A 25,202-nucleotide genomic window follows, 5' to 3' on the forward strand; every position below is an offset into this window, starting at 1 on the left:
GGGGAACGGTACGGCCGGGCCGGAGGCGGGGGGCGTCAGGCGCGCTGCATGCCCGGGTTGTAGGCCTCGCTGACGAAGGAGGCGGCGGTGCTGACGGTGCCGCCCGGGCGGGTGATGTGCGAGATCACCCGGTAGTCGGCACGGGCGTGCTCCTCGTTGAGCGTGATCGCGGTGTAGCCGCGCCGGCCGTCGTAGAACTTCATGTGCGGGTTGGCGGCCGTCAGGGTGGCCCAGTTGCCCGGGTGCTCCTGGCCGTCGCCGTCACTGGCGATCGAGGTGCCGACGATCTCGACGCCGACGGTCCGCGAGTCCGGGTTGTCGAAGTCGCGCTTGATGTCCATCGCATAGGCGACGTGCACGTCACCGGTGAGGACGACCAGGTTCTCCACGCCGATGTCCTCGGCGCCGGCCAGCAGCCGCTCGCGGGCGGCCGGGTAGCCGTCCCAGGCGTCCATGGAGAGCCGGGACTTCGCCTCGGTGGTGTTCTTCCGGCGGGAGAAGACCACCTGCTGCGGGACGACGTTCCACACCGCCTTGGACTTGCGGAAGCCGTCCAGCAGCCAGCGCTCCTGGGTGGCACCCATCAGCGTGCGGGTCCGGTCCTCCGACTCCGGGGTGGGGAACTGCCAGCCGTCGCCGTTGGCCTGGTCGGAGCGGTACTGGCGGGTGTCGAGGATGTCGAACTGCGCCAGCCTGCCGTAGTGGTGGCGGCGGTACAGCTTGAGGTCGGTGGCGTCCGGCTTGGGCATGCGCAGCGGCATGTTCTCCCAGTAGGCGCGGGTGGCGGCGGCGCGGCGGGCGACGAAGGCGTCCACCGACTGGTTCTTCTCCGGGACGCCGGCCGCGTAGTTGTTCTCCACCTCGTGGTCGTCCCAGGTGACGTACCAGGCGTGCGCGGCGTGCGCGGCCTGGAGGTCCGGGTCGCTCTTGTAGAGGGCGTACCGCAGGCGGTAGTCCTCCAGGGTGGTGGTCTCGTGGTTGAACAGCGACGGCAGCGTGCGGTCGGTGTACTTGCGGTCGCCGCCGACGGCGTCGATGCCGTACTCGTAGATGTAGTCGCCGACGTGGAAGACCGCGTCGAGGTCCTCGTTCGCCAGGTGCTGGTAGGCGGTGAAGTAGCCGTCCTCGTAGGCCTGGCAGGAGACCAGGCCGAAGCGGACCTCGTCGATGTGGCGGCCGCGCGCCGGGGAGGTGCGGGTGCGGCCGACCGGGCTGGTCCAGCCGCCGACCTTGAAGCGGTACCAGTACACGCGGTCGGCGTCGAGGCCGTCCGCGTCGACGTGCACCGCGTAGTTGAACTCGGCGTACGCCTTGGCGGTGCCGCGGCGGGCGACCTTGCGGAAGCGGTCGTCGCGGGCGATCTCCCAGTCGACCCGGACGACGCCGGTGGGCGGCAGGCCGTTGCCGGGCTCCAGCGGGCGGGGGGCGAGGCGGGTCCAGAGCACCACGGCGTCGCTGAGCGGGTCACCGGAGGCGACGCCCAGGGTGAACGGGTTCTCGGTCAGCGCGCGGGGCGCGATCTCGGCGTCCGCGGCGTGGGCGCCCGGCAGGTTGGTGGTGAACGCCAGCGCGGCGGCGGCCGAGGTGACGGTCAGGAAGCGGCGGCGGCCGATCCCCAGCCGGGTCGCGGCCTCCCGGAACTCCTGGTCGTGCGAGGCCTGGTCGTCTGTGCGGGCCATGGTCTGGACTGCCTTCCGTACGCTGGACTGGACCGGCTGGACACACCGGCTGTGTACGGAGGGGATTGGACCGGCCCGCGCCGTACGGGGGGCGTCGCGGTTCCGGCGGACAAGTGATCATCAGGTGATGAGACGGACCGAATCGGGCAAACGGACGCAATGCCCCCGTGTCAGCGGGAGAACGCCGCCAGGCTGAGCAGCAGGTGCGCCGACTCCGGGTGCTGGAAGTCCGAGTGCGCGCCCGCCGGCGCCAGGCGGCGGGACGCCGCACTCCCCCGGAACACCCGGCCCGCGTCGACGTTGACGATCGGATGGTCCAGCAGCCGCTTGGCGTACGGCGTCTCCGTCGCCAGCAGCGCCGTCGAGAACTGCCCGACCGGCGCCGTCCCCGCCCCCGAGTGCCCGATCCCCGGCAGGCCCTCGGCCCGCAGGTGCCAGAAGCCGGTCGCCCGGTCCCACCGCGAGTGCGTCAGCACCAGCGGCCCGCGCAGCGGCGCCCCCGGCCGCCCCGGCGCCGGGAAGAGCCGCGGGAACAGCCGGTCGAAGGCGTCCCTCGGCGCGGCCATCTGGAAGACCAGCGCGCTGTCCACCGTGAACGGCCGCGCCGGGTCCGTCCGCCCGCTCCACCCCAGCACCTGCGGCCCCGCCGCCGGCCGCTCGGCCGCCCACTGCAGCGCCTCGCACAGGAACCGGCCGCCGAAGGAGTGCCCGACCAGGTGCAGGTACTGTCCCGACCGGTTCGCCAGCACCTCGGGGGCGTCCGGCCGGCCGCGCGCCGCGTCCAGGTAGCCGAGCAGGTGCCCGATCACGAAGCCCGCCTGCCCGCGCCCGGGCCCGCTCATCGCGTGCGCCCGGTCCCGGATCCGCCGGTAGCCGGCCGGCGTGGGCAGGCTCGACGACGGCCAGCGCACCACCACGCACCACGGCCGGTACCCGCGCGCCGCCAGCCCCGGGTACGCCGTCGGCGCCGCGCGCCCCAGCTCGACGGCCCGCGCGATCAGGGCGTCCGCCGTCCGCCCGGCCGCCTGCGCGCCGGTCTGCCAGCCGTGCACGTAGACGTAGAGGTCGGTGGCCCGCTCCGGCACCTTCAGATGGCGCGCCAGGTGCTCGGCCACCCTGGCCTCCGGCACCGGCGTCCGGGTGCCCGGCACCAGCAGCCGCCCGTTCTCGTCGAGATCCACCACGGCGTGCGTCATGACGTCAGCTCCAGCATGCTGTCGATCCCGCAGTGCAGGGAGTAGGTGAGGGCGAGGGGGTTGCGGTAGACGTCGGCGAAGTGCCGGGCCAGCCCGCGGGCGATCTCCCCCGCGGTGAGCTCCCCCGTCAGGTACAGGTCGAGGAAGGCGAAGGCGTACTCGGCGGCGAACACCTGGGGGATCTCGATCTGCGGGCCGAGCACTCCGGTGGCGCCCAGCTCCACCAGGGCGCGCCCCAGGTGCTCCAGCTCGGCGGCCGCCGACTGGCCGGTGTGACAGGCGTTCAGCAGCACGAACGGCTGGAACAGCGCCTCCGGGGCGTCCTGGTGCGGCTCGCGGTAGCGGCGCACCAGGTCCGCGTCGATGTCCCGGCCGTCGGAGAGCCGGACGGCGAGCTGCGCGTAGGCGGTGCCGTTCTCGACGAACTGGCCGTGGCACCAGAAGTACATCAGGTCCTCGTCCAGCACCGCGCGGGAGAGCGCCTCCAGGAAGCGCTCGGACTCGGTGCGCACGGTCAGCTGGGTGCGTTCCTCCAGCAGCTTGCGGACCTCCGGCGCCCGGCCCACCGACTCCAGGGTGGCGTCGGTGTTGAGGCTGGTCACCGGACGGTCGCGCACCGGGTACGGCGCCTGGACCCGGGGGTAGGCGTCGCCGGTCTGCTCGACCTGGTGCCGGTGGCCGAGGAAGTCCTCCCACGGCTGGGCGGCGCCGCTGTCGACGGCCAGCAGCGGCCAGGGCAGGTGCAGTTCGGAGTCGAAGCTGATCCGCAGCGGCCCCTCCTCGGTGAGCGCGCCGAGCAGGAACTCCCGGAACCCCCCGAGGTCGCGGCCCGGGCCGGCGAGCAGCTTCTGCAGCACGAAGCGGCCCTCCTCCACCAGCTCGCCCATCCGGTTCTCGGCGAGCCCCGGCGTCGCGGCCAGGTTGGCGGCCTGCGCGAAGGGGTAGCCGACCGGCAGCCCGTGCTCGTCCACCTGCGCGTAGCCGACCAGCCGGTCGCGCCAGATGCCGCGCAGCCGGCCGGCCCGGCGCAGCAGTTCGGCCTCCCCGATGTCGAGCTGCGCGTGGTGGGCGCGGGTGCGCGGGGAGCGCTCGGCGGGGCGGAAGGCGTGCACGTACAGGCCGCCGTTGGAGCGGCGCAGCGACACCAGCAGGTCCAGCGGCCCCGGCCGGCGGGAGGGGCCGGGCAGCTGGGTGTAGTCGGCGGACGGGTTCCGCCGGATCTCGACCGCGAGGTCCCGGGACACCTGGCTACTCCTGATCGTGGGCGGGGTGGACGGATTCGTCGGCGGACTCGGGGGGCCACGGCGCGTGGTGGGTGGAGGGGTCGCGGTCCTCGGCGTGGACGTACACGTGGTCGGAACCGGTGTGGTGGAACGTGCGTTCCCGACCGTGGACCTCGGTGCCGGAGTGGGGGTGCGACCAGGGATTGACGACGACCACCCCGAACGCGCCGTCGTCCCTCCCCCACCCGACCCGGGTGACCCGGATCGCCCGCGCCGCCTCGACCACCGTCGCCAGGTCCTGGAGGACCACGCCCGACTCCCGCTCGTAGACGGTGAACCGGACCCGGTGCGAGCCGGGCGAGCCCGCGGTGAGGGTGAACTCCGCGGGGCCCTCGGCCGGATCGTGGTCGACGGCGGGGGGTTCGACGACCGCGTCGCCGGCCGTCGAAGCGACCAGGTACAGCTCCGGCAGCGGGCACGGATCGCCCGCCGCCGCGCCGTCGTGCTCCCAGCGCAGTTCCAGCCGCGCGGGGACGCCCACCTCGGGCCACTCGTCGACCAGGGTGACCCGGGGCCGCCAGGGCGTACGGGGTACGGGCGCGGGCGCCGGGACAGGTGCCGGAACGGGTGCGGGTGCGGGTGCGGCCGAGGCCGCGGGCGCGGGCGGAAGCGGTCCCGCCGGACCGGCCGGCCCCGCGCCGAGGGCCGGCCCGCCGGGGCCGCCCGTCGTCCCGAGCGGGGCGGCCGGCGCGGACCCGCCCGCCCCACTCGGCCCGCCGGTCATGCCCGCGCGCAGGCGGGCGAGCGCCGCCCGTCCCTCCACCGCGAGCGGGTGGCCGTCCGCGAACACGGCCTCCCGGCCGGTGCGGACGCCGACCAGCAGGTCTTCGGCCGGGCCCCGGTGACCGGCGCCGGCGAGCGCCTCCGCGAGTCCGACCGCAAGCGTGGGGAACAACTCGACACCGCCCGGGCGCGTCGTCCCGGCCTCCGGCAGCGGGCCGCCGCCGTCCCGGTGCGCCTCCGCCAGCAGCGCCGGCGAGGCCTCCGGGGTCCGGGCGGTCAGGACGGCGCGGTACTGGCGGACGGCGCCGTCGTGGTCCCCGGCCCGGTGCCGGGCCCAGCCGAGGCTCTGGCGGATGCTCAGGGCGAGCCGGTGCTCGGGGCCGTGGCTCGCCTCGCACTCCTCGGCGAGCTCCTCCAGCAGCACCACGCCCCGGAACGGCCGGTCGCCCACCGCCACCAGCAGGGCGTGCGCCTCCCGGCAGCGGAGCACGGCGTCGTGGTCCGGCCCCAGGGCCTCCGCCGCCGGGGCGAGCAGCGCACCCAGCGGGGTGACGGCGTCCTCGGGCCGGCCGTCGAGGTGGGTGGCATAGGCCAGCCGGCGGGCGGTCCGCAGGAAGCCCCGGGTGCCGGCGCCCAGGACGCGCCGCCAGTCCTCGGCCAGCGGGCCGAGCACCGCCACCGCCTCGGCCGGGCGCCCGGCCACGCGCAGGGTGTCGCCGAGGTCGCCGCGCAGCGCCAGAGTCCGGGGGTGGTCCGCACCGAGCGCCGCCGCCGCGTCGCCGAGCAGCTGCCGGTAGGCGTCGACCGCCGCGCCGTGCCGGCCGGCCTCGCGGGCGGTGCGCGCCAGGCCCTCGCGGCAGTCCAGGGTGTCGGGGTGGTCGGCGCCGAGCAGGCGGGTGCGGTCGGCGAGGACGGCGCGGTACGCCTCCTCGGCCGCGGCGTAGGCGTGCCCGGAGCGCAGGGCGTTGGCGAGGGACTGCCGGGCGGTCAGGGTGCCCGGGTGGTCGGGGCCCTGGACGCGCTCGCGGTCGGCGACCAGCCGGGTGCGGGCGGCGGCCTCCTCGCCGTGACGCCCGGCGAACCGGTGGAGCAGGGCCAGGTTGGCGCGCTCGGCGAGGGTGTCGGGGTGGTCGGCCCCCTGCTGGCGGGTGCGGTCGGCCACCAGGGCCTCGTACCGGCGCCGGGCGGACCGGTGCCGGCCGGCCTCGCGGTGGGCCCAGGCCTCGCCGGCCCGCGCGCCGAGCGTCTCGGGGTGGTCGGGTCCGTGCAGGCGTGCGCGGTCGGCGGCGAGCCGGGCGCGTTCGGCGAGCTCGGCGAGCGGCCGGCCGGCCTCGCGCAGCGCGTAGGCGACGGCGGAGCGGGTGTGCAGGGTGTCGGGGTGGTCCGGCCCCTGGAGCCGTTCGCGGTCGGCGAGCAGGGCCAGGAGCAGGGTGAGCGCCTGCCGGTCGTCGCCGGCCTTCTGCAGGCCCCAGGCGTGCCAGAGCCGGGCGCGCAGCACCTCGGGGTGGTCGGGTCCGTGCAGGCGTGCGCGGCCGGCGACCAGCTCCGCCCAGTCGGCGACGGCCTGCCGCAGGTGTCCGCCGCGCTGGCGGGCCTCGGCGAGGTTGGCCCGTTCGTTGAGGGTCTCCGGGTGGTCCGCGCCCTGCAGCCGGACGCGGCACCGGACGATCCCGGCGTGCAGCTCGGCGGCCCGGTCGTACCGGCCGGCCTCCTGGAGGGCGAGGGCGAGGCCGGTGCGGGTGTTGAGGGTGGCGGGGTGGTCCGGGCCCTGGACGCGCTCGCGGTCCGCGACCAGGGCCTCGTTCAGCTCCATGGCGCGCCGGTGGTCGCCCGCCTCGCGGCAGGCCCAGGCCAGGCCGGAGCGGGTGTTGAGGGTGTCCGGGTGGTCGGGGCCCTGGACGCGCTCGCGGTCGGCGAGCAGCGCCTCGTACAGCGCGAGGGCCCGCGCGTGCTCGCCGTTCTGGCGGCAGGTCTGGGCGAGCCACCAGCGGGTGTTGAGGGTGGCGGGGTGGTCCGGGCCCTGCAGCCGTTCGCGGTCCGCGACCAGGGCGGTGTAGGACTCGATCGCCAGGGACCGGTCGCCGGCCTCCCGGTGGCACTGGGCGAGGTCGGCGAGGGCCTGCAGGGTGGCGGGGTGGTCCGCGCCCTGGAGCCGCCGCCGGGCCTCGACGACCTCGGTCTGCCCGGCGACGGCCGCGGCGTGGTCGCCGGCGGCCCGGTGGGACAGCGCGAGCCCCGCCCGGGTGTCCAGGGTCGCCGGGTGGGAGAGGCCCTGGAGCCGCTCGCGGTCGGCGAGCAGCGCCCGGTAGGCCGCGACCGACTCCCGGTGCCGGCCGGCGCCCCGGTAGGACCAGGCGAGCCCGGCCCGGGTGTCCAGGGTCGCCGGGTGGAAGGGACCCTGGACCCGCTCGCGGTCGGCGAGCAGCGCCTCGTACAGGGCGACGGCATGGGTGTGCCGGCCGTCCTCGTGGGCGGCGCGGGCCTGCCAGCCGCGGGTGTCCAGGGTGTCCGGGTGGTCCGCGCCCTGCGTCCGCGTCCGGTCGGCGACCAGCTCGGCGAGCACGTCGAGGGCGCGCGGGTGGTCGCCGGCCGCCCGGTGGGTCAGGGCGAGGCCGAGCCGGGCGGCGAACTGCTTCGGGCGGCCGGCGGCGCCCTGGAGGTTCTCGTGGTCGGCGGCGACGGACGTCCAGAGCAGGACGGCGCGGCGGTGGTCGCCGGCCTCCCGGCAGGCGGTGGCGAGGTCGGCGAGGGCGGCCAGGGTGTCGGGGTGCCCGACGCCGTGGATCCGCTCGCGGTCGGCCACCAGCGCCTCGGCCAGCACCACGGCCCGTGCGTGGTCCCCCGATTCGCGGTACGACCAGGCCAGCGCCGAGCGGCAGTTGAGGGTGTCGGGGTGATCGGGGCCGTGGATCCGCTCGCGATCGGCGAGCAGCGCCTCGGCCAGCGCGACGGCCCGCGCGTGCTCGCCCGCCTCCCGGTGGGACCAGGCCAGCGCCGAGCGGCAGTTGAGGGTGTCCGGGTGGTCCGGGCCGTGGATCCGCTCGCGGTCGGCGAGCAGCGCCTCGTAGCGGGCGACGGCCGGCCCGTAGCGTCCCGCCTCCCGGCAGGCCCAGGCCAGCCACCACCGGGTGTTCAGCGTCGCCGGATGGTCCGGCCCCTGCACCCGCCCGCGATCGGCCGCCAGCCGCTCGAACTCTTCCACCGCCCAGGCGTGTTCACCCGCCGACGAGAGCAGCCAGGCCTCCCACCACCGGGCGTCCAGGGTGTCCGGGTGATCCGCGCCCTGCACCCGCACCCGGTCCGCCACCAGCTCCGCGCACAGCTCGGCGGCGGCCCGCCGCTCCCCCGCCTCGTGGCGGGCCAGGGCCAGGCCGGAGCGGGTGTTGAGGGTGTCGGGGTGCCCGGGGCCCTGGATCCGTTCGCGGTCGGCGAGCAGCGCCGTGTTCACTCCGACGGCGCGCCAGGGGTCACCGGCCTCCCGGCAGGCCCAGGCCAGCCCGGAGCGGGTGTTGAGGGTGTCGGGGTGCTCGGCGCCCTGGATCCGCTCGCGGTCGGCGAGCAGCGCCTCGTACAGCGCGACGGCCCGCGCCGGCCTGCCCGCCTCGCGGCAGGACCAGGCCAGCCACCACCGGGTGTTCAGCGTCGCCGGATGGTCCGGCCCCTGCACCCGCCCGCGATCGGCCGCCAGCTCCTCGAAGTTCCGTACCGCCGAGGCGTGTTCACCCGCCGACGAGAACAGCCACGCCTGCCACCACCGGGCGTCCAGGGTGTCCGGGTGGTCCGCGCCCTGCACCCGCACCCGGTCCGCCACCAGCTCCGCGCACAGCACGGCCGCCGTCCGCCGCTCCCCCGCCTCGCCGTGCAGCCGGGCCAGCGCGGCCCGCGCCTCCAGCGTGTCGGGGTGGTCCGGGCCCTGGACGCGCTCGCGGTCGGCGACCAGCCGCCGCCGTTCGGCGAGGGCCCGGCCGTACTGCCCGGCGGCCTGCCGGGCCTCGGCCAGCGCGTTCCGCTCCTCCAGGGTGTCGGGGTGGTCCGGGCCCTGCACCCGGGCGCGGTCGGCGGCCAGCAGGGCGTGCTCGGCGACGGCGCGGCGGTGGGAACCGGCCTCGCCGCAGGACCGGGCGAGCCGGGTGCGGGCGTCCAGGGTGTCCGGGTGGCCGGCGCCCAGCACCCGGCCGAGGTCGGCCACCACGGCCGCCAACTCGGCGACCGCAAGGGCCGCTTGCCCGGCCTCGGCGCGGGCCGCGGCCAGCCGGACCCGGGCGTCCAGGGTCTGCGCGTGATCGGCGCCCTGGGTGCGCACCCGGTCCCGCACCACCTCCTCGTAGGCGGCGAGCGCCGCCGGGTGGTCGCCGGAGACGGCGAGCGCGGCGGCCAGCCAGCAGCGGCCGGTGAGGGTGTCGGGGTGCTCGGCGCCCAGCACCCGCGCCCGGTCGGCGACCGCCTGCCGGTAGAGCTCCACGGCCCGCCGGTGCTCCCCGGCGGTCAGCCGCGCGTAGGCGAGGCTGTTGCGGCAGGCCAGGGTGGCCGGGTCGTCGGGGCCGCCCAGCCGGACGCGGTCGGCCAGCAGCCGTTCGAACTCCGCCACCGCCTCCCGGTGCCGGCCGGCCACCTGGAGCGCGTAGGCGAGCCCGCGCCGGGCGGCCAGGGTGTCCTGGTGGTCGGCGCCCAGCACCCGCGCCCGGTCCGCGGCCACCGCCAGGAACTCCTCGACGGCCCGCCGGTGTTCGCCGGCCCGGCGGCGGGCGTGGGCCAGCCAGTGCCGGTCGGCGAGCACGGCCGGGTCGTCCGGGCCGAGCGCCCGCTCGCGTTCGGCCACCAGCGCCGCGCAGTACGCCACCGCCTGCACCGGGTCGCCGACCCGGGCGTGCAGTTCGGCGAGCCGGCCCCGGGTGGCGAGCGCGCGGGGGTGCCCGGCGCCCAGCAGCCGCCTCTCGCCGTCCGCCACCGCCGCCAGCAGCGGCACCGCGAAGATCCGCTGCTCCGGTTCGGCGAGGGCGTCGGCGGCCAGCCGGTACAGCGCCACGGTCCGCTCGGTGGGCGCGGCCGACGGGCCGGTGGCGGCCAGCTCGCGGATGTGCGGCAGCAGCGCGCGCCGCAGCGGCCGGTCGGCGGCGGCCCACAGTCCGGTCACCGCGCCGGCCAGGTTCCGCTCGGCGCGCCGGCGCACCCGCCCGTCCGGGTCGGTGCCGCGCAGGACGGTCTGCAGCAGCCGGTGGACGGCCACCGTGCGCGGGCCGAGGGTGATCAGGTGGTAGTCGGCCAGCACCCGCAGCGCCGCGTCCACCTCCTCGGGGCGGCGCTCGCCGAACGGCAGCAGTGCCTCGCGCGGCAGCGCCTCGGGCGCGTACCAGGCGAGGATGCGCAGCAGCTCCACGGCGAACGGGGCGGTGTGCCGGACGGTGGCCAGGGTGGTGCGCCACAGCCGGGCGAGGGTGCCGACGGCGTCCGGCACGGGGTCGGCGGCCGTCCGCTTCTCCAGCCGCACCGCGGTGGCCGAGCGCAGCAGGTCCCGGTAGGCGCCGAAGTCGGCCCCGGTCTGCTGCAGGTACCCGCCGGCCTGTGCCAGCGCCAGCGGCAGATGGCCCAACTCCTCGGCCAGCGCCCGGGCTTCGGCGAGGTCGCCGTCGTCGGCCGGCGCCCCGGGGCGGGCCGTGGCGCAGAGCAGCCGGGCCGCCTGGGTGCCGTCCAGCACCTCGACCCGCACCGCCCGGACCGCCGGGTGGGCGCCGCTCACCCGGCGGCTGGTGACCAGGTGGCGCCCGCGCCCCGCCAGCCGTGCCAGGTAGGGCGTCAGGTCGGCCGGGTCCTCGACGTTGTCGTACACCAGCAGCCACTCGTCGTGCGCGCGCAGCCAGGCGAGCGCCCACTCCACCTGGCGGCTGGGCGGCGCGCCGAGCGCCCACGCGGGGTGCAGCCGCACGGCGAGGTCGGCGAAGCCCTCGGCGAGCTGCTCGGCGGACTCGGCGGTGATCCACCACACCAGGCGGTGGCCGGCGCGCCGCGCGTGGGCGTGGTGCAGGGCGAGGGCCGTCTTCCCGACGCCGGCGAGCCCGTGCAGCACGGTGACCGCGCGGGCCGCCGAGGCGTCCGCGATCTGTTCCAGCTCCCTGGCCCGGCCGATCAGTTCCCCGGAGACAAGGGGCGGGAGGTTGTCCGTCCCGGGCGGCGCGGCGATGTCCACGGCGGCCTGCGCGGCCTCGGCGGGCAGCACCACGGCGCGCTGCTCGGCGTGCGGGTTCCCCCCGCTCACCGCCGCGGCTCCGCCCGGTCGCCGCCCGGACACCTCGTACCCCTGCCGCACCGGCGGCAGCCCGCCCTCGGGCCGCACGCCCGTCGTCACCGCCAGCTCCACGCCTGCCCCCACGCGCCCCTCTCGCCCCCGCCCACCGTAGCGCCCCCCGCCCACCCTGTCAGGGCATCCCACCAGGACGGCGGCGCGAGTTCGGCGGCGGTCCGGCCGGTGTGCCGGATGTGATCACGACGGCGAACGGGCCGCAGCCAATCACGCCGTGCCGCCCACCCGCAACCCGGCCGCTCGAACGGACCGACGGTCCGTCATCGAGCCTGGCACGGCGAATAATCCGGCCGTTCGCGCCCCAGCGCGACGCGGACCGTCAGCCCGTGGCGGCGGCGCGGCCGGCGCGGCTCCCACCAGGACAGGGCCGTGACGGCGGCGGGCCGGGGCTCGAAGGAGGAGGGGTTGGCGGGGGCCAGGGTGAGGCGGACGCGGTCGCCGGGGCGGAACAGGGCGGAGGTGGGGAGCAGGTCGAAGGCGAGGCGCTGGGGGGTGTCCGGGGGAAGGGGGCGGCGGCCGTGGCGGCGTAGGAGCGGGGCGTGCGCAGCCGGCGCCAGTCCGGGGTGCCGGCGGTGGTGGCGCGGTCGGGGTAACCGACGGGTGCGCCGGTGAGGTTGGTGTTCCAGCGGTCGAGCGGTCCGGTGCCGGTCACCGCGGCGGGGTCGGCGCCCAGCCGGCGGCGAGCACGGCCAACAGGACGGCGAGCAGGGCGCGTTGGGGAAGGGGTGGCATCCGGGACCTCCGCGGTGGGCGCGACACGGGCTCCCGGATGGCTGCCCCGGCCCGCGGCGGTTCACGCCCGCACCGCATCCACCGGCACACGAACACACGAGCGGCGCGGCCGCTTTCCCGGAAAACGGCCGGTATCGTTCCGTTTCTTCAAAACGACTTCATACAGCCGAAACAGCACACGCTTTCTTCGCGGCCGACCGGGTGCTAGCCTCGCTTCAATCTCGCGCCGCTTGAACCGTCCTTTACCCGGGCGATTCACCGCCGGAAAAAATCCCGGACCGCCTGGCACGCCACCCCGTTTCGGTAATCCTGAAAGGGTTCAGCATGTCCGCTTCCACCAGCGCCCCCGCCACGTCCACCGGCCCCGGCCTGCTCGCGCCCCGACCGATCGTCGGGCTGCTCACCGACTTCGGCCTCGTCGACGACGCCGTCGGCATCTGCAAGGGGATGGTGCTCAGCATCGCCCCGCACGCCAACATCGTCGACATCACGCACGACGTCACGCCGTTCGACATCTACGAGGCCGGCCTGTACATCCGCGACTCGTTCCGCTACTTCCCGGCCGACGCGGTCTTCGCCTGCGTCACCTTCCCGCACACCGGCGTCCAGGACAACGCGATCGGCCTGCGCACCCCGCAGGGCCACACCTACTTCGCCCCCAACAACGGCCTGCTCACCCGGATCGTCCGGGAGGCGGGCGTCGCCGAGGTCCGCCGGATCACCGCCGAGAAGGTCCGCCGGCCCGTCATCGACCCGACGTTCTACGGCCGCGACATCGTCATCTCGGCCGCCGCGCACATCGCCGACGGAGTACCGTTCAGCGAAATAGGCGAGGAAATCGACGCCTCCGAAATCACCCTTCTGGAGGTCGCCGAGCCGGTCGTCGAGGGCGACTGGATAATCGGCGAGGTGGCGATTCTCGACAAGAACTACGGGAACGTCTGGACAAGCATCACCCGGGAATTCCTGGACGCCCGGGGAATCGCCTTCGACACCGAGCTGGAGATCGAGATCGGCGACAGCCGCATCACCACCCCGCTGCGCCGCACCTTCGGCGAGACCGGCGAGGGCGAGCCGCTGGCCTACATCGCCAGCCGCGACCAGCTCGGACTCGCCCTCAACCAGGGCGACTTCGCGGCCCGGTACGGCGTCGAGCGCGGGCACACCGTCCGCGTGAAGGCGCGCTGAGCCCACCGTGCGCGCGCAGGGGTACGCATTCGCGCTGCTGACCGCCGCCTTCTTCGGCGCCGGCGCCGTGCTGGCCAACCGGGTCACCCGCGAGATCGACCCGCTGCTGACCACCGAGATCAACCTGTCGATCGGTGCCGTGCTGCTCGCCACCCAGCTGGCGGCACGGCGCCGGCCGCTGGTCCCGCGCGGCCTGACCGGGCGGGAGTGGCTCCGGCTGGGCTTCGTCTCGGTGATCGGCACCGGCCTCTCGCTGGCCCTGGTGATCAGCGGGCTGAGCCGGACCAGCCCGGTCAACGGCGGCTTCCTCATCCAGCTCCAGGGCCCGACGGCCGTCCTGGCCTCCGTGCTGCTGCTCGGCGACCGGCTGCGCGGGTGGCAGTCGGCCGGACTCGCGGTCACCCTGGCCGGCGGGGTACTGGTGGTGCTGCGCGACCCCGGCGCGGGCTTCACCGCCGTCGGCACCGGCGACGCGCTGGTGCTGGCGGGCGCGGTGCTGGCCGGCCTGGCCTTCCTGCCCGCCAAGGCGCTGATGGCCAAGGTGCCGGCGCTGCAGCTGGGCCTGTGGCGGCTGGTCCCGGCGGCGGTCGTGCTGCTGCCGGTCCTGCTGCTCGCGCCCGGCCCGCTGCGCTGGCACCCCACGGCCGGCACCCTCGGCCTCCAACTCCTGCTCGCCGTCACCAACTTCTGCCTCGCCTACGTCACCCTGCACCTGGCGCTGGAGCGGCTGCGGCCGTGGGAGACGGCGAGCGTGCTCCAGCTGGAGCCGGCGTTCACGGTGCTCGTCGCCCTGCTGGCGCTCGGCCTGGCGCCGACGCCGCTGCAACTGCTGGGCGGGGCCCTGATGATCGGCGGCGGGCTGCTCGCCAACCGGCCCGCCCCGGCGCCGGGCACGGCATCCGGCCCCGCCGCCGCGGCCCGCGACACGCCCGCCCCGGCCGACCCCGACCACCCTTCGCTCCCGGGCGACGGCATCCCGTCGCCGCCCGTTCCCGTCAACACCACCACCCGACCCGCCTACCAGAACAGCCGAGGTACCACCCCATGAAGGCGATCCGCGTCCACGCCCCCGGCGGCCCCGAGCAGCTGCAGGTCGACGACGTGCCGGTGACCGAGCCCGCCGCCGGCGAGATCCGCATCCGCACCGAGGTCATCGGCGTCAACTACGTCGACGTCTACCACCGCCAGGGCGTCTTCCCCGTCGCCCTGCCGTTCGTCCCGGGCATGGACGCCGTCGGCACGGTCGACGCCGTCGGCCCCGGCGTCACCGAGCTGGCCGTCGGCGACCGCGTCGCCTACGGCGAACTCCCGGGCGCCTACGCCGAGTTCGTGACCGTACCGGTCCGGCTGGCGACCGCCGTGCCGGACGGCCTGGACTCCGGGACGGCCGCCGCCGCGATGCTCCAGGGGCTCACCGCGCACTACCTGGCGCACGACTCGCACCCGGTCGCCAAGGGCCAGGTGGTCGTGGTGCACGCCGCCGCCGGCGGGGTCGGGCAGTTCCTGGTCCAGTTCGCCAAGCGGGCCGGGGCGCACGTCATCGGCACCGTCTCCAGCGACGAGAAGGCCGCGCTGGTCACCGAGTTGGGCGCCGACGCCGTCGTGCGCTACGACCGGGAGAACTTCCGCGAGGCCGTCCGCCGGTTCACCGGCGGCGCCGGCGCCGACGCGGTCTACGACTCGGTCGGCAAAGACACCTTCCTCGACAGCCTGGACTCGCTGCGCCCGCGCGGCACCCTCGTCGTCTACGGCCGGGCCAGCGGCAAGCCCGACCCGATCGACCCGTTCACGCTGGTCCAGAAGGGCTCGCTGCGGCTCACCTGGCCCAGCCTCACCGACCACGTGCTCACCCGCGAGGAGTTCACCGCCCGCACCGGAGCCGTCTTCGCCGGACTCCTCGACGGCACCCTGCGGGCCCGGATCGACCGCACCTACGACTTCGCCGACGCCCCCGCCGCGCACGCCCGGCTGGAGGGCCGGGAGAGCCTCGGCAAGATCCTGCTGCGCCACCCGTAGGACGCACCCGCCCCACCCCTCCGGTACCGACGCCCCGCCGGACTCCGCCTTCGCCGGCGGGGCGTCACCCCGATGAACGGCCCGACCGGGCCGCACCGTCCGAACGGCCCCAAGCACGGGAGGACATTCACCCCATGGCTCCCCACTCCCCCGGCCCGACCGCCCGCCACCGCCGGATCGCCGTCGTCGGCGCCGGCCCGCGCGGCCTGTCCGTCCTCGAACGCCTGCTCGCCAACGAGCGGGCCCGCCCCTCGGCCGCCGCCCTCACCGTCCACCTCGTCGACCCCTACCCGCCCGGCGCCGGCCGGGTCTGGCGCACCAACCAGTCCCGCCTGCTGCTGATGAACACCGTGGCCTCCCAGGTCACCGTCTACACCGACCCGAGCGTCACCATCGAGGGCCCGGTCGAGCAGGGCCCCAGCCTCTACGAGTGGGCCAAGTCGACCGTCCCGCAAGGCGGTCCGGGCGAGTACGACGAGCAGGTGCGGGCCGAGGCCCGCGCCCTCACACCCGACGCCTACCCGACCCGCGCCTTCTACGGCCGCTACCTGCGCGACGTCCACCGCCGGGTGCGCGCCGCCGCCCCGGCGCACTGCCGGATCGTCGAGCACCGCACCCGCGCCGTGCGGCTCACCGACGCCGACCCGCTGCCCGGCGCCGCCCAGGTGCTCGTGCTCGCCAACGGCCGCCGGATCGCCGACCTGGACGCGGTGGTACTGGCGCTCGGCCACCTGGCGACCGCCCCGACCGCCGCCGAACGCACCCTGACCAGGTCCGCCACCGCGCACGGCCTGGTCCACCTGCCGCCCGCCAACCCCGCCGACCTCGACCTCGCCGCCCTGCTGCCCGGCCGCCCGGTCCTGTTCCGGGGCCTGGGCCTCAACTTCTTCGACCACCTCGCCCTGCTCACCCGCGGCCGCGGCGGCCGGTTCGCCGAACGCGACGGCCGGCTCGTCTACCACCCCTCCGGACAGGAGCCGCTGATCCTGGCCGGCTCCCGGCGCGGCGTCCCGTACCACGCGCGCGGCGAGAACGAGAAGGGCCCGCACGGCCGCCACCGCCCCCGGCTGCTCACCGAGGCGTACGCGGCCCGGCTGCGCGAACGGGCCGCCGCCGGCGAGCCGGTGCGCTTCGCCCGCGACCTGTGGCCGCTGGTCGCCCGCGAGGTCGAGGCCGTCTACTACGCCACCCTGCTCGCGGCCGCCGGCCGCCCGGAGGACGGCGAACGGCTCGCCGAGGAGTACCTGGCCGCCGACGGCCCCGGCCGCGCCACGGGCCTGCTCGACCGCTACGGCGTGCGCGCCGAACAGCGCTGGGACTGGCAGACGCTGGCCAACCCGTACGCGGGCCGGCGCTTCCCCTCCCGGGCGGCGCACCGCGCCTGGATCATCGAGCGCCTGGAGCGCGACGTCCGCGACGCCCGGGCGGGCAACCTCAGCGGCCCGCTGAAGGCCGCCCTGGACGTGCTGCGCGACCTGCGCAACGAGATCCGGCTGGCGGTCGACCACGGCGGCATCGAGGGCTCCTCCTACCGCGACGACCTGGAGTCCTGGTACACCCCGCTGAACGCCTTCCTGTCCATCGGCCCGCCAGCCTCCCGGATCGACGAACTGCGCGCCCTGATCGAGGCCGGGGTGGTCGACCTGCTCGGCCCGGACCTCCGGATCACCCTCGACCCGCGCGGCACCCAGCCCGCCTTCACCGCCCACTCGCCCGCCGTCGACGCCCCGCCGCTGCGCGCCGGCGTCCTGGTCGAGGCCCGGCTGCCCGAGCCCGACCTGCGCCGCACCGGCGACCGCCTGCTGCGCGGCCTGCTGGACGACGGGCAGGCCGGCGTCTACCGGATCCCCGACACCGCCGGGCCCGGGTACGAGACGGGCGGGCTGGCGGTCACCGAGCGCCCGTACCACCTGCTGGACGCGCGGGGGCGGGCCCACCCGCGCCGCTTCGCCTACGGGATCCCCACCGAGGCGGTGCACTGGGTCACCGCGGCCGGCATCCGCCCGGGCGTCAACTCGGTGACCCTCGGCGACTCCGACGCGATCGCCCGCGCCGTGCTCGCCCTGCACCCGCTGCGCCCGGCGGTGGCCGTCGTCCCGGCCCAGCGCCGACCCGCCCCGCGCACCCCCGTCCGGCCCGGCCAGGCCCGCTGAACCGCCCACACCCGCACCGCCACCCCGCGAGCCCCGGCTCCCGCCGTCCCGCCCGGACGCAGGGAGCCGGGGCTCGCCGCGTGTCCGGCCGCCCTTCCGCGGACGGTGCGCTGCCGGGTCGGAGGCAGTGCGCTGTGGGGAAATCCCCCGCCCCGCCCCCTGCCTACCGTCCTGTCAGGTGGCCGGACCGGCCCCGGACCCACGCGTCCAGGCCCGCTCCCGCCCCGTCCGCCACCGCCCGCACCGGGCGGCGGCCGCACCCCAGCACAGGAGGCTTTCGAGGTGTCTGTCATGCCGGTCGGCGGGCTCGTCCCCCGCACGGAGGAGGACGCGGGCGCGAACGCCGCCGACGTCGTCGTCCGCAACGCCAGGATCCACACCGGGGACACCCGCCGCCCCCAGGCCGGCGCCCTCGCCATCCGCGGCGGCGTGATCACCGCCGTCGGGGACGACGCCGACGTCGCCCCGTTCGTCGGACCGTCCACCACCGTGGTGGACGCGCTCGGCCGGCGCGTCGTGCCCGGCCTCAACGACGCGCACCTGCACGTCATCCGGGGCGGCCTCAGCTACGTGCTCGAACTGCGCTGGGACGGCGTGCGGTCGCTGCGCCAGGCGCTGGCGATGCTGCGCGAGCAGGCCGCCCGCACGCCCGCCGGGCAGTGGGTACGGGTGGTCGGCGGCTGGTCGGCCGAGCAGTTCGCCGAGCGCCGGCTGCCGACGCCCGCCGAGCTGAACGAGGCCGCGCCGGACACCCCGGTGTTCGTCCTGCACCTCTACCAGTCGGCGATCCTCAACCGCGCCGCGCTCAAGGCCGTCGGCTACACCAGGGGCACCCCCGACCCGAAGGGCGGCCAGATCGTCCGGGGCCGCGACGGCGAGCCCAACGGCATGCTGCTGGCCGCCCCCAGCGCGCTCGTGCTCTACTCCACGCTCGCCAAGGCCCCCGCCCTGGCGCCCGAGGACCGCAAGGCCTCCACCCGGCACTTCCTGCGGGAACTGAACCGCTTCGGCCTGACCTCCGCGATCGACGCCGCCGGCGGGTTCCAGAACTTCCCGGAGAACTACGCGACGGTCACCGAACTCGCCCGCGAGGGCCTGCTCTCGCTGCGCATCGCCTACCACCTGTTCCCGCAGACCGCCGGGCAGGAACTCGACGACCTCACCCGCTGGATCGAGACGGTCCGCCCCGAGGACGGCGACGGCTGGCTGCGGCTCAACGGCGCCGGCGAGAACCTCACCTGGGCCGCCGCCGACTTCGAGAACTTCACCGAGCCGCGCCCCGAACTCGGCCCGTACGAGCCGGAGTTCGAGAAGGCCGTCCGGCTGCTCATGGAGAACGGCTGGGGCTTCCGGCTGCACGCCACCTACGACGAGACGATCCGGCGCGACCTCGCGGTGTTCGAGAAGCTCGCCGCCGAGGGCCTCTTCCCGGCCGGGAACCGCTGGCTGTTCGACCACGCGGAGACCGTCTCCGCGGAGAGCCTGGACCGGATCGCGGCGCTCGGCGGCGCGCTCTCGGTGCAGAACCGGCTCTCCTTCCAGGGCGAGGCCTTCGCCCGCCGCTACGGCGCCGGCGCCGCCGCCGAGGCCCCGCCGATCCGCGCCATGCTGGACCGGGGCCTGAACGTCGCGGCCGGCACCGACGCCACCCGGGTCTCCTCCTACAACCCGTGGGTGGCCCTGCACTGGCTGGTCTCCGGCCGCACGGTCGGCGGCCTGGCGCTGCGGCCACCGCAGAACCGGGTGGACCGCTCGACCGCGCTCGCGATGTACACCGCCGCGGGCGCCGCCCTCACCGGCGAGCAGGACGTCAAGGGCGTGCTGCGGCCGGGGTACTACGGCGACCTGGCGGTGCTGTCCGACGACTTCTTCACCGTGCCCGAGCAGGAGATCCCGCACATCGAGTCGGTGCTGACCGTCGTCGGCGGCCGGATCGTGCACGCCGCGGCCGAGTACGAGGGCATGGACGAGGAGCTCCCGCCGGTCAGCCCCGCCTGGAGCCCGGTCGCCCGCTTCGGCGGCTACCAGTCCACCGGCGCCCGCCAGGCCGAGCTGCTCGGCGAGGTCGTCGCGGAGTCCGAGCTGCACCACCGGTGGCGGGTCTCGCGCGGCCGGGCCGTCGAGCGGGAGCTTCCGTTCGACCCCTGCTTCGTCCTCTGAGGCCGGACCCGGCGGGCACCCGCACGCACCCCCGCACACACACCCGGGCCCACGTCCGGAAGCACACCCAGAAGCGCGACAGAACCAGGGACAGGAACAGGACACGATGGATACCGGACTGCTGATCATCCGCGTGGTGGTGGGCCTGCTCATCGCCGGACACGGCGTGCAGAAGGTCAGCTTCCGCCTCGGCGGCAACGGCCTCGCGGGCGGGACGGAGGAGTTCCGGCACGACGGCTTCCGCGGCGGCACGCTCACCGCGCTCGCCGCGGGCGCCGGGCAGATCGGCTCGGGCCTGTTCCTGGCCCTGGGCGCGCTCACGCCACTGGCGGCCATGGTCGCCATGGGCGTGATGACGGTGGCGGTCACCGTCAAGGTGCCGCACGGGCTCTGGGTGCAGAACGACGGGTACGAGTACCCGATGGTGCTGGTGGTGGTCGCGGGCTCGCTCGCGCTCACCGGCGCGGGCCGGTGGTCCGTCGACCACGCCGTGGGCCTGACCTCCTGGCCGCTCTGGCTCGCCGTCGCCGCCGCGGTGTTCGGCCCGGTCAGCGGCCTGCTCACCCGCGCCGTCCTGCACCACCCGGGCCCCGTCCCGGGCACGGTGACCGGTGCGCGCGCCGCCGACTGACGCCCCGCGCAGCTCGCCCGGGCGGTCTCCGGGGATCGGCTCCGCGACCGCCCGGGCCACGGCGGCCGCCCCGGCGTCACCCGGGTGCGGGCCGCCGCCGGCGTCGTGGGCGGCCCGCGGTCGTCGCGGCGGGCCGGCCGGCGTCACCAGGCGCGGCGGTGCAGGGCGACGTGCACGGTGTCGACGACCTGGATCAGCGCGGCCCGGGCGGTACCGGTCGGACAGCACGCGTCCAGCAGCAGGAAGCCGTGCACGGTGCCCTGGTAGCGCGTCGCGACCACCGGCACCCCGGCCGCCCTGAGCCGGGCCGCGTAGGCCTCGCCCTCGTCGCGCAGCACGTCCGCCTCGGCGGTGACCACCAGCGCCGGCGGCAGCCCGGCGAGCTGCTCCAGCGTGGCGTGCAGCGGCGCGGCGGTCGCCTCCCGGCGCCGCCGCTCGTCGGGAAGGTAGGCGTCCCAGTACCGGCGCATGTGGTCGCGGTGCAGGAAGTACCCGGTGGCGAAGCGGTGGTAGGACGGGGTGTCGAAGTCGGCGTCGGTCACCGGGCAGACCAGCACCTGCTGGACCAGCCGGACGTCCCCGCGCTCGCGGGCCAGCAGCGTCAGGGCCGCCACCAGGTTGGCCCCGGCGGAGTCGCCGACGGCGGCGACCCGCTCCCCCGCCAGTCCGATCTCGTGGCCGTGCGCCTGGATCCACCGGGCGACGGCGTAGCACTGCTCGACGGCCACCGGGTAGCGCGCGGCGGGCGGCCCCGCGTAGTCGACGAACACCACGGCGGCGTCGGTGCCCAGGGCCACCTCGCGGACCAGCCGGCGGTATCCGGCGCCGCCGCCGGGCGACCAGCCGAGGCCGGGCAGGAACAGCACCACGGGGCAGGGCCCGGCGGCGCCGGCCGGCCTGGTCACCTGGACGGACACCCGTCCGGTGGGACCGCAGGGCAGGGCGAACCACTCCGTCGAGGTGCCGTACGGGTCCTCCGGATCGTCCGCGTCGCCCGCACCGTCCGTGCGGCCGGCGCCGAAGCCGCCCCCGGAGTCGCCGAAGCCGTCACCGCCGGGCGGGGCACCGCCGGGCGGGTCGTCGGCGGGCAGCAGCACGGCGAGGTCCGGCGGTTCCCCCGCCGACCGGTCGGCCGCCCGGGCGGCCAGGAACTCCTGGAGCGCCCGGTCGAGCACCGGTCCTCGGTCGGGGTGGGGGATGGGGTCGGACAACTCTTCGCTCCTGGCTTCGGTCGGTGGTGCGCTGCGGCGCTGCCCCGGGGAACGGGGCACGGGCCGCGGTGGGCCGGATCGTCAGCCGGCTCCCTCCGCTCCTAACCGCTGCGCGCGCCATTCACGCGGCGGCACGCCGTAGGCGGCACGGAAGGCCCGGCTGAAGTGTGCCGGATTGACGAACCCCCAGCGCTGGGCGACCGCCGACACCGTCGGCGCCGTCCGGCCGCGCCGGGCCAGCTCGCGGGCACACGCCTCCAGGCGGCGCTGCTGGACGAGCCGGCCGACCGTCACCCCCTCCCCCTCGAACAGCCGGTGCAGGTACCGGACGGAGATGTGGTGGGCCTGGGCGATCCGCTCGGGCCCGAGGCCGGGATCGCCGAGGTGCCGCTCGATGTACTCCCGCACCCGGCGGACCAGGTGCGCGTTGGGGGTGTCCGGCTCCTCCGCCGCCCGGCCGAGGGTGAGCTGGGCGACGAGCGCGCCGAGCAGGTCGGCGACGCCGCCGGCCAGCCGGTCGCCGACCTGCGCGGGGTAGGAGTGCGCGGAGGCGGCGAGCACGTCGAGGAACGACAGCAGCACCGGCCCGCAGCCGTCCCCGGGCCCGACGGCCGTCGCCGAGGCCTGCCGCAGGTCCTGCTCGGGCACGCCGAGCAGCCGGCGCGGCAGGTGGAACAGGTGGGTGCGGAAGCGCTCGGGGTAGTCGAAGGCGTACGGGCGGGCCGTGTCGTAGAGGACGAGCCCGCCGGCCGCCACCTCGGCGCGGCGGCCGTCCTGCTCCAGCACGGCCCGGCCCGACACCTGCACGCCGACCCCGACCTGCGGTTCGCTGCGCGGGGCGCGGGCGATCAGCGCCGCCGTGCGGGAGAACCGGGCGGCGTCCGCCTCCAGCGTGGAGACCCGCACGTACCCGAGCCGGTGGGAGACGAGCAGCCCGTCGAACGGCCGCCCGGTGAGCGGGCGCAGCTCCAGCGGCACCAGGGTGCGCGACACCGCCCCGCCGAGGTACGCCGCCTTCTCGCCGTCCGGAACCGACGCGGTCGTCACCCGTACGCCCATCTGACCGCCCTTCCCTCGACTCCCTGCCCGATCAGCCTGACCGATCGGGCAAGCGGTGGGTTAGGTCATCTGACTGCCGTACCGGGCGGCGGCCGGGATCCGCGCTAGGTCAGGCCGGCGTGGCCGTGGCTCAGGGCGTGGGCGAGGGCGGCGCGGGAGGTGATGCCGAGCTTGGGGAAGATCTTGTAGAGGTGCGCGGCGACGGTGCGCGGCGAGAGCTGCAGCCGCCGGCCGATCTCCTTGTTGGTGAGGCCGGTCGCGGCCAGCCGGGCGATCCGCAGCTCCTGGCCGGTCAGCAGGGCCGGGGCGGCCGGTTCGGCGGCCCGGGCGCGCTGCGGCGGGACCACCGCCTCGCCGGCGGCCCGCAGCTCCTCCTCGCACTGCTGCGCCCAGGGCGCCGCCTCCAGCCGGCGGAAGACGTGGCGCGCCGTGCGCAGCACCTCCCGGGCCCCCGAGCGGTGGCGCCGGCGCAGCCAGGAGCCGTGGGCGAGCCGCAGCCGGGCGAGGTCGAAGACCCACCGCTCGGCGCCCGGCACCTCGTACGCCGCGCGGTAGGCGTCCTCGGCGTCGTCGTCCTCGGCCGCCGCCGCGGCGGCGGCCGCGACCAGGAAGGCGTGCCGGCCGGAGATCTCCGCGGAGCGGGCGGCCCGCGCCGCCGCGAGGTGGGCCAGTGCCTCCTCCCGGCGGCCGGTGTGCACGGCGGCCGTCACCAGGTCGAACACCAGCGCGTGGTGCCAGGGCGGTCCGCCGGAGAGCCGGCCGGGCACGACGAGCTCGCAGAAGTGCGCGTACGCCTCCTCGTGGCGCTGGTGGGCGAGCGCGGCCAGTCCGCGCAGATGGGTCAGGCGGTCCAGGACGTAGCGCATCCGGGAGCGGGTGGCGGCCGGGCGGACCGCCCGGTCGACGGCCGCCAGCCCGGCCTCGTCGCCGCGGCCGGCCAGGAAGTGGGCGTGGTACTGGCGGAACAGCAGGGCGTTGGTGTGGTAGCCGAGCTCCTCGGCGATCTCCGCCTCGCGCAGGCAGTCCCCGGCCCGGTCCCAGTCGCCGAGCAGGAAGTCCTGGTGGCACTTGGCCTTGGCCACCGAGCCCTGGCTCGCGTAGCCGTGCAGCCCGGTGAAGCGCTGCCACAGGCCGGGCTCGGGGCAGTCGAGGGCCGAGGTGGTCCAGAGCAGCAGCCAGGCCACGCCGGCCTCCTGCTCCGCGGTCATCTCCCGGCCCGCCGCCATCAGGGCGTCGGCGACGCCCGGGCCCGGTTCGGTCCAGGCCCGCAGGCAGAGCCGGCCCATCTCGGAGACGGCGTCCCGGTGCCGGTGCAGCGCCTGCCAGACCCAGGGGTCGTCGGTGTAGCTCGCGGCCAGCACCAGTTTGAAGAAGGCCTGTTCGGCCAGCCCGCCGAAGGTGTCGGCGCCCGGCGCGGTCAGGGTGTCCAGGGCGGCCGGCAGCAGGGCGGCCGAGGAGGCGAAGTCGACGTGGTGGCTCTGGTCGGCGTAGACCACCGCGTACGCGAACAGCGGCGCGACGTCCGGCGGGACGGTGCTGGTCTTCAGCTCCTCGACCAGGGCGGCGGTGTGCCGCAGCCGCCCGCCGCGGGCGGCCATCACCGCGGCCCAGGTGAGCCGGCGGACGCGGTCGCCCTCGTCGGGGCTGAGCACGGCGGCGCGTTCGAGCAGCAGCGCGCCCTCGGCGTCGCCGCCGCGCAGGGCGAGGTCGCGGCCCGCCTCCTCCAGGCGGTGCGCGAGGTCCGCGTCGGGGAGCAGGGCGGCGGCGGCCTCGTGGGCCAGGCGCCGGGGGTCGTCCGGCGCGAGGGTGCCGGCCAGGGCCCGGTGGGCCTCGCGCAGCGCGGCGTCGGAGGCCGCGGAGACCACGGCGGTGCGGGCCAGCGGGTGGCGGAACACCAGTTGCCCGGCGGCGTCCAGCCGGGCCAGGCCGTCCGCCTCGATCCGCTCCAGGGTCTCCCGGACGCCGCCGTCCGGGACGGCGCGCAGCCACACGCCGCTGCTGAGGTCCGGCCCGGTGGCCAGGGCGCCGAGCAGCAGCAGCCGGCCGACCTCCGGGGTCATCGCGTCGAGGCGTTCGGTGAACAGCCGCTCCAGCCGGCGGCCCAGCGGCAGCCGTTCGGGCAGCGGGGCGACCCCGCGCTGCTGGGCGGCTGCGAGCTGGCGGGGCAGCTCCACCAGGGCCAGCGGGTTGCCGGCCGCCTCGGCGAGCACCCGGTCACGGGCGCGCCCGGCCAGCTCGGGGTAGCGGGTGCCGAGCAGTGCGGCCGCGTCCGCCCGGGGCAGCGCCCGGACGTCGACGGCCTCGGCCGACCAGGTCTGGGCGGACGGGCCGTCCGGGCGGGTGGCGCCGACGATCACCAGTGGCAGTTCGGCGCAGCGCCGGTGCAGGAAGCCGAAGACGGTGGTGCTGGAGGAGTCGATCCAGTGCAGGTCGTCCAGGACCAGCAGGACGGGGGCGGTGCGCACCGCCTCGTCGAGCAGGGTCAGGGCCGCGGCGCCGACGGCGAAGCCGCTAGGGGTGCCGGAGCGGGCGCCGAACGCGCTCTCCAGGGCGTCGCGCTGGTGGGCGGAGAGCGCGCCGGAGCGCTGCAGCAGCGACCAGAACGCCTGGTGCAGGGCGCCGAACGCGAGGTCGGTCTCGGCCTCCGCGCCGACGGCGCGCAGCACGGTGAACCCGCGCTCGCGGGCGGCGCGCTCGGTCCAGGCCAGCAGGGTGCTCTTGCCGACGCCCGCGTCTCCGCGCAGCAGGACCGTGGCGCCGCCGGTGCCGTCCCCGGCCCGGGCCAGGGCGGCGGCCAGCAGTCCGGTCTCCCGCTGCCGCCCGATCAGGGCCGGGTCCTGCCTGTCGTGCGCCACGCTTCTTTCCTCTGGGGT

14 protein-coding genes are annotated in these 25,202 nt (G+C 76.6%); 6 read left to right on the forward strand and 8 right to left on the reverse strand.

Annotated features, from left to right (window positions below; translation table 11 throughout):
• Positions 1 to 35: 35 nt before the first annotated feature.
• The 5 genes from ABT093_RS15135 to ABT093_RS15155 form a co-directional block, all read right to left on the reverse strand.
• Positions 36 to 1,679: an alkaline phosphatase D family protein gene (locus ABT093_RS15135; RefSeq protein ID WP_350564290.1), complete on the reverse strand. Its 1,644-nt coding sequence runs from the start codon at positions 1,677 to 1,679 to the stop codon at positions 36 to 38.
• 170 nt (positions 1,680 to 1,849) lie between these two features.
• Positions 1,850 to 2,875, reverse strand: a complete 1,026-nt coding sequence (locus ABT093_RS15140) for a hypothetical protein (RefSeq protein WP_350564292.1) — start codon at positions 2,873 to 2,875, stop codon at positions 1,850 to 1,852.
• Positions 2,872 to 4,119, reverse strand: a complete 1,248-nt coding sequence (locus ABT093_RS15145) for a CHAT domain-containing protein (RefSeq protein ID WP_350564294.1) — start codon at positions 4,117 to 4,119, stop codon at positions 2,872 to 2,874. The genes ABT093_RS15140 and ABT093_RS15145 overlap by 4 nt, the downstream gene beginning before the upstream one ends.
• Positions 4,120 to 4,123: 4 nt before the next feature.
• Positions 4,124 to 11,224: an FxSxx-COOH system tetratricopeptide repeat protein gene (gene fxsT, locus ABT093_RS15150; RefSeq protein WP_350564296.1), complete on the reverse strand. Its 7,101-nt coding sequence runs from the start codon at positions 11,222 to 11,224 to the stop codon at positions 4,124 to 4,126.
• 215 nt (positions 11,225 to 11,439) lie between these two features.
• A complete protein-coding gene (locus ABT093_RS15155; RefSeq protein WP_350564297.1) occupies positions 11,440 to 12,009 on the reverse strand; it encodes a CocE/NonD family hydrolase C-terminal non-catalytic domain-containing protein in 570 nt (189 codons plus the stop codon).
• A gap of 226 nt (positions 12,010 to 12,235) precedes the next feature.
• On the opposite strand from ABT093_RS15155, the gene ABT093_RS15160 reads away from it, so the two are divergent.
• The 6 genes from ABT093_RS15160 to ABT093_RS15185 all read left to right on the forward strand — a co-directional run bounded on the left by ABT093_RS15160 (position 12,236) and on the right by ABT093_RS15185 (position 20,059).
• Entirely contained in the window at positions 12,236 to 13,099 is an 864-nt protein-coding gene (locus ABT093_RS15160) for an SAM hydrolase/SAM-dependent halogenase family protein (protein ID WP_350564299.1), read from the forward strand.
• 7 nt (positions 13,100 to 13,106) lie between these two features.
• Complete coding sequence (locus tag ABT093_RS15165) at positions 13,107 to 14,147, forward strand: DMT family transporter (RefSeq protein ID WP_350564301.1); 1,041 nt, start codon at positions 13,107 to 13,109, stop codon at positions 14,145 to 14,147.
• Positions 14,144 to 15,115: a quinone oxidoreductase family protein gene (locus ABT093_RS15170; protein ID WP_350564303.1), complete on the forward strand. Its 972-nt coding sequence runs from the start codon at positions 14,144 to 14,146 to the stop codon at positions 15,113 to 15,115. Before ABT093_RS15165 ends, ABT093_RS15170 begins: the two co-directional genes overlap by 4 nt.
• 134 nt (positions 15,116 to 15,249) lie before the next feature.
• A complete protein-coding gene (locus ABT093_RS15175; RefSeq protein ID WP_350564304.1) occupies positions 15,250 to 17,268 on the forward strand; it encodes an FAD/NAD(P)-binding protein in 2,019 nt (672 codons plus the stop codon).
• Between the two features lie 291 nt (positions 17,269 to 17,559).
• Positions 17,560 to 19,428, forward strand: coding sequence for an amidohydrolase (locus ABT093_RS15180; RefSeq protein ID WP_350564435.1), 1,869 nt, complete (start codon positions 17,560 to 17,562; stop codon positions 19,426 to 19,428).
• A gap of 106 nt (positions 19,429 to 19,534) precedes the next feature.
• Positions 19,535 to 20,059 carry a DoxX family protein gene (locus ABT093_RS15185; RefSeq protein WP_350564306.1) on the forward strand — a complete coding sequence of 175 codons (525 nt, stop codon included), beginning with the start codon at positions 19,535 to 19,537 and terminating at the stop codon, positions 20,057 to 20,059.
• Between the two features lie 143 nt (positions 20,060 to 20,202).
• Here ABT093_RS15185 and ABT093_RS15190 read toward each other — a convergent pair whose 3' ends face one another.
• The 3 genes from ABT093_RS15190 to ABT093_RS15200 all read right to left on the reverse strand — a co-directional run bounded on the left by ABT093_RS15190 (position 20,203) and on the right by ABT093_RS15200 (position 25,184).
• Positions 20,203 to 21,270: an alpha/beta hydrolase gene (locus tag ABT093_RS15190; RefSeq protein ID WP_350564307.1), complete on the reverse strand. Its 1,068-nt coding sequence runs from the start codon at positions 21,268 to 21,270 to the stop codon at positions 20,203 to 20,205.
• Between the two features lie 81 nt (positions 21,271 to 21,351).
• A complete protein-coding gene (locus ABT093_RS15195) occupies positions 21,352 to 22,317 on the reverse strand; it encodes an AraC-like ligand-binding domain-containing protein (RefSeq protein WP_350564309.1) in 966 nt (321 codons plus the stop codon).
• A 116-nt stretch (positions 22,318 to 22,433) separates the two neighbouring features.
• Positions 22,434 to 25,184: an AAA family ATPase gene (locus ABT093_RS15200; RefSeq protein ID WP_350564311.1), complete on the reverse strand. Its 2,751-nt coding sequence runs from the start codon at positions 25,182 to 25,184 to the stop codon at positions 22,434 to 22,436.
• Between the last annotated feature and the right edge of the window lie 18 nt (positions 25,185 to 25,202).

Origin of the sequence: Kitasatospora sp. NPDC002551 (assembly GCF_040296005.1) — a bacterium.
GTDB lineage: Bacteria > Actinomycetota > Actinomycetes > Streptomycetales > Streptomycetaceae > Kitasatospora.

Coding starts and splice junctions, on each gene's coding strand:
- ABT093_RS15160 (WP_350564299.1), top strand. CDS start 12,236: ATGTCCGCTTCCACCAGCGCCCCCGCCACGTCCACCGGCCCCGGCCTG.
- ABT093_RS15180 (WP_350564435.1), top strand. CDS start 17,560: ATGCCGGTCGGCGGGCTCGTCCCCCGCACGGAGGAGGACGCGGGCGCG.
- ABT093_RS15135 (WP_350564290.1), bottom strand. CDS start 1,679: ATGGCCCGCACAGACGACCAGGCCTCGCACGACCAGGAGTTCCGGGAG.
- ABT093_RS15175 (WP_350564304.1), top strand. CDS start 15,250: ATGGCTCCCCACTCCCCCGGCCCGACCGCCCGCCACCGCCGGATCGCC.
- ABT093_RS15185 (WP_350564306.1), top strand. CDS start 19,535: ATGGATACCGGACTGCTGATCATCCGCGTGGTGGTGGGCCTGCTCATC.
- ABT093_RS15170 (WP_350564303.1), top strand. CDS start 14,144: ATGAAGGCGATCCGCGTCCACGCCCCCGGCGGCCCCGAGCAGCTGCAG.
- ABT093_RS15140 (WP_350564292.1), bottom strand. CDS start 2,875: ATGACGCACGCCGTGGTGGATCTCGACGAGAACGGGCGGCTGCTGGTG.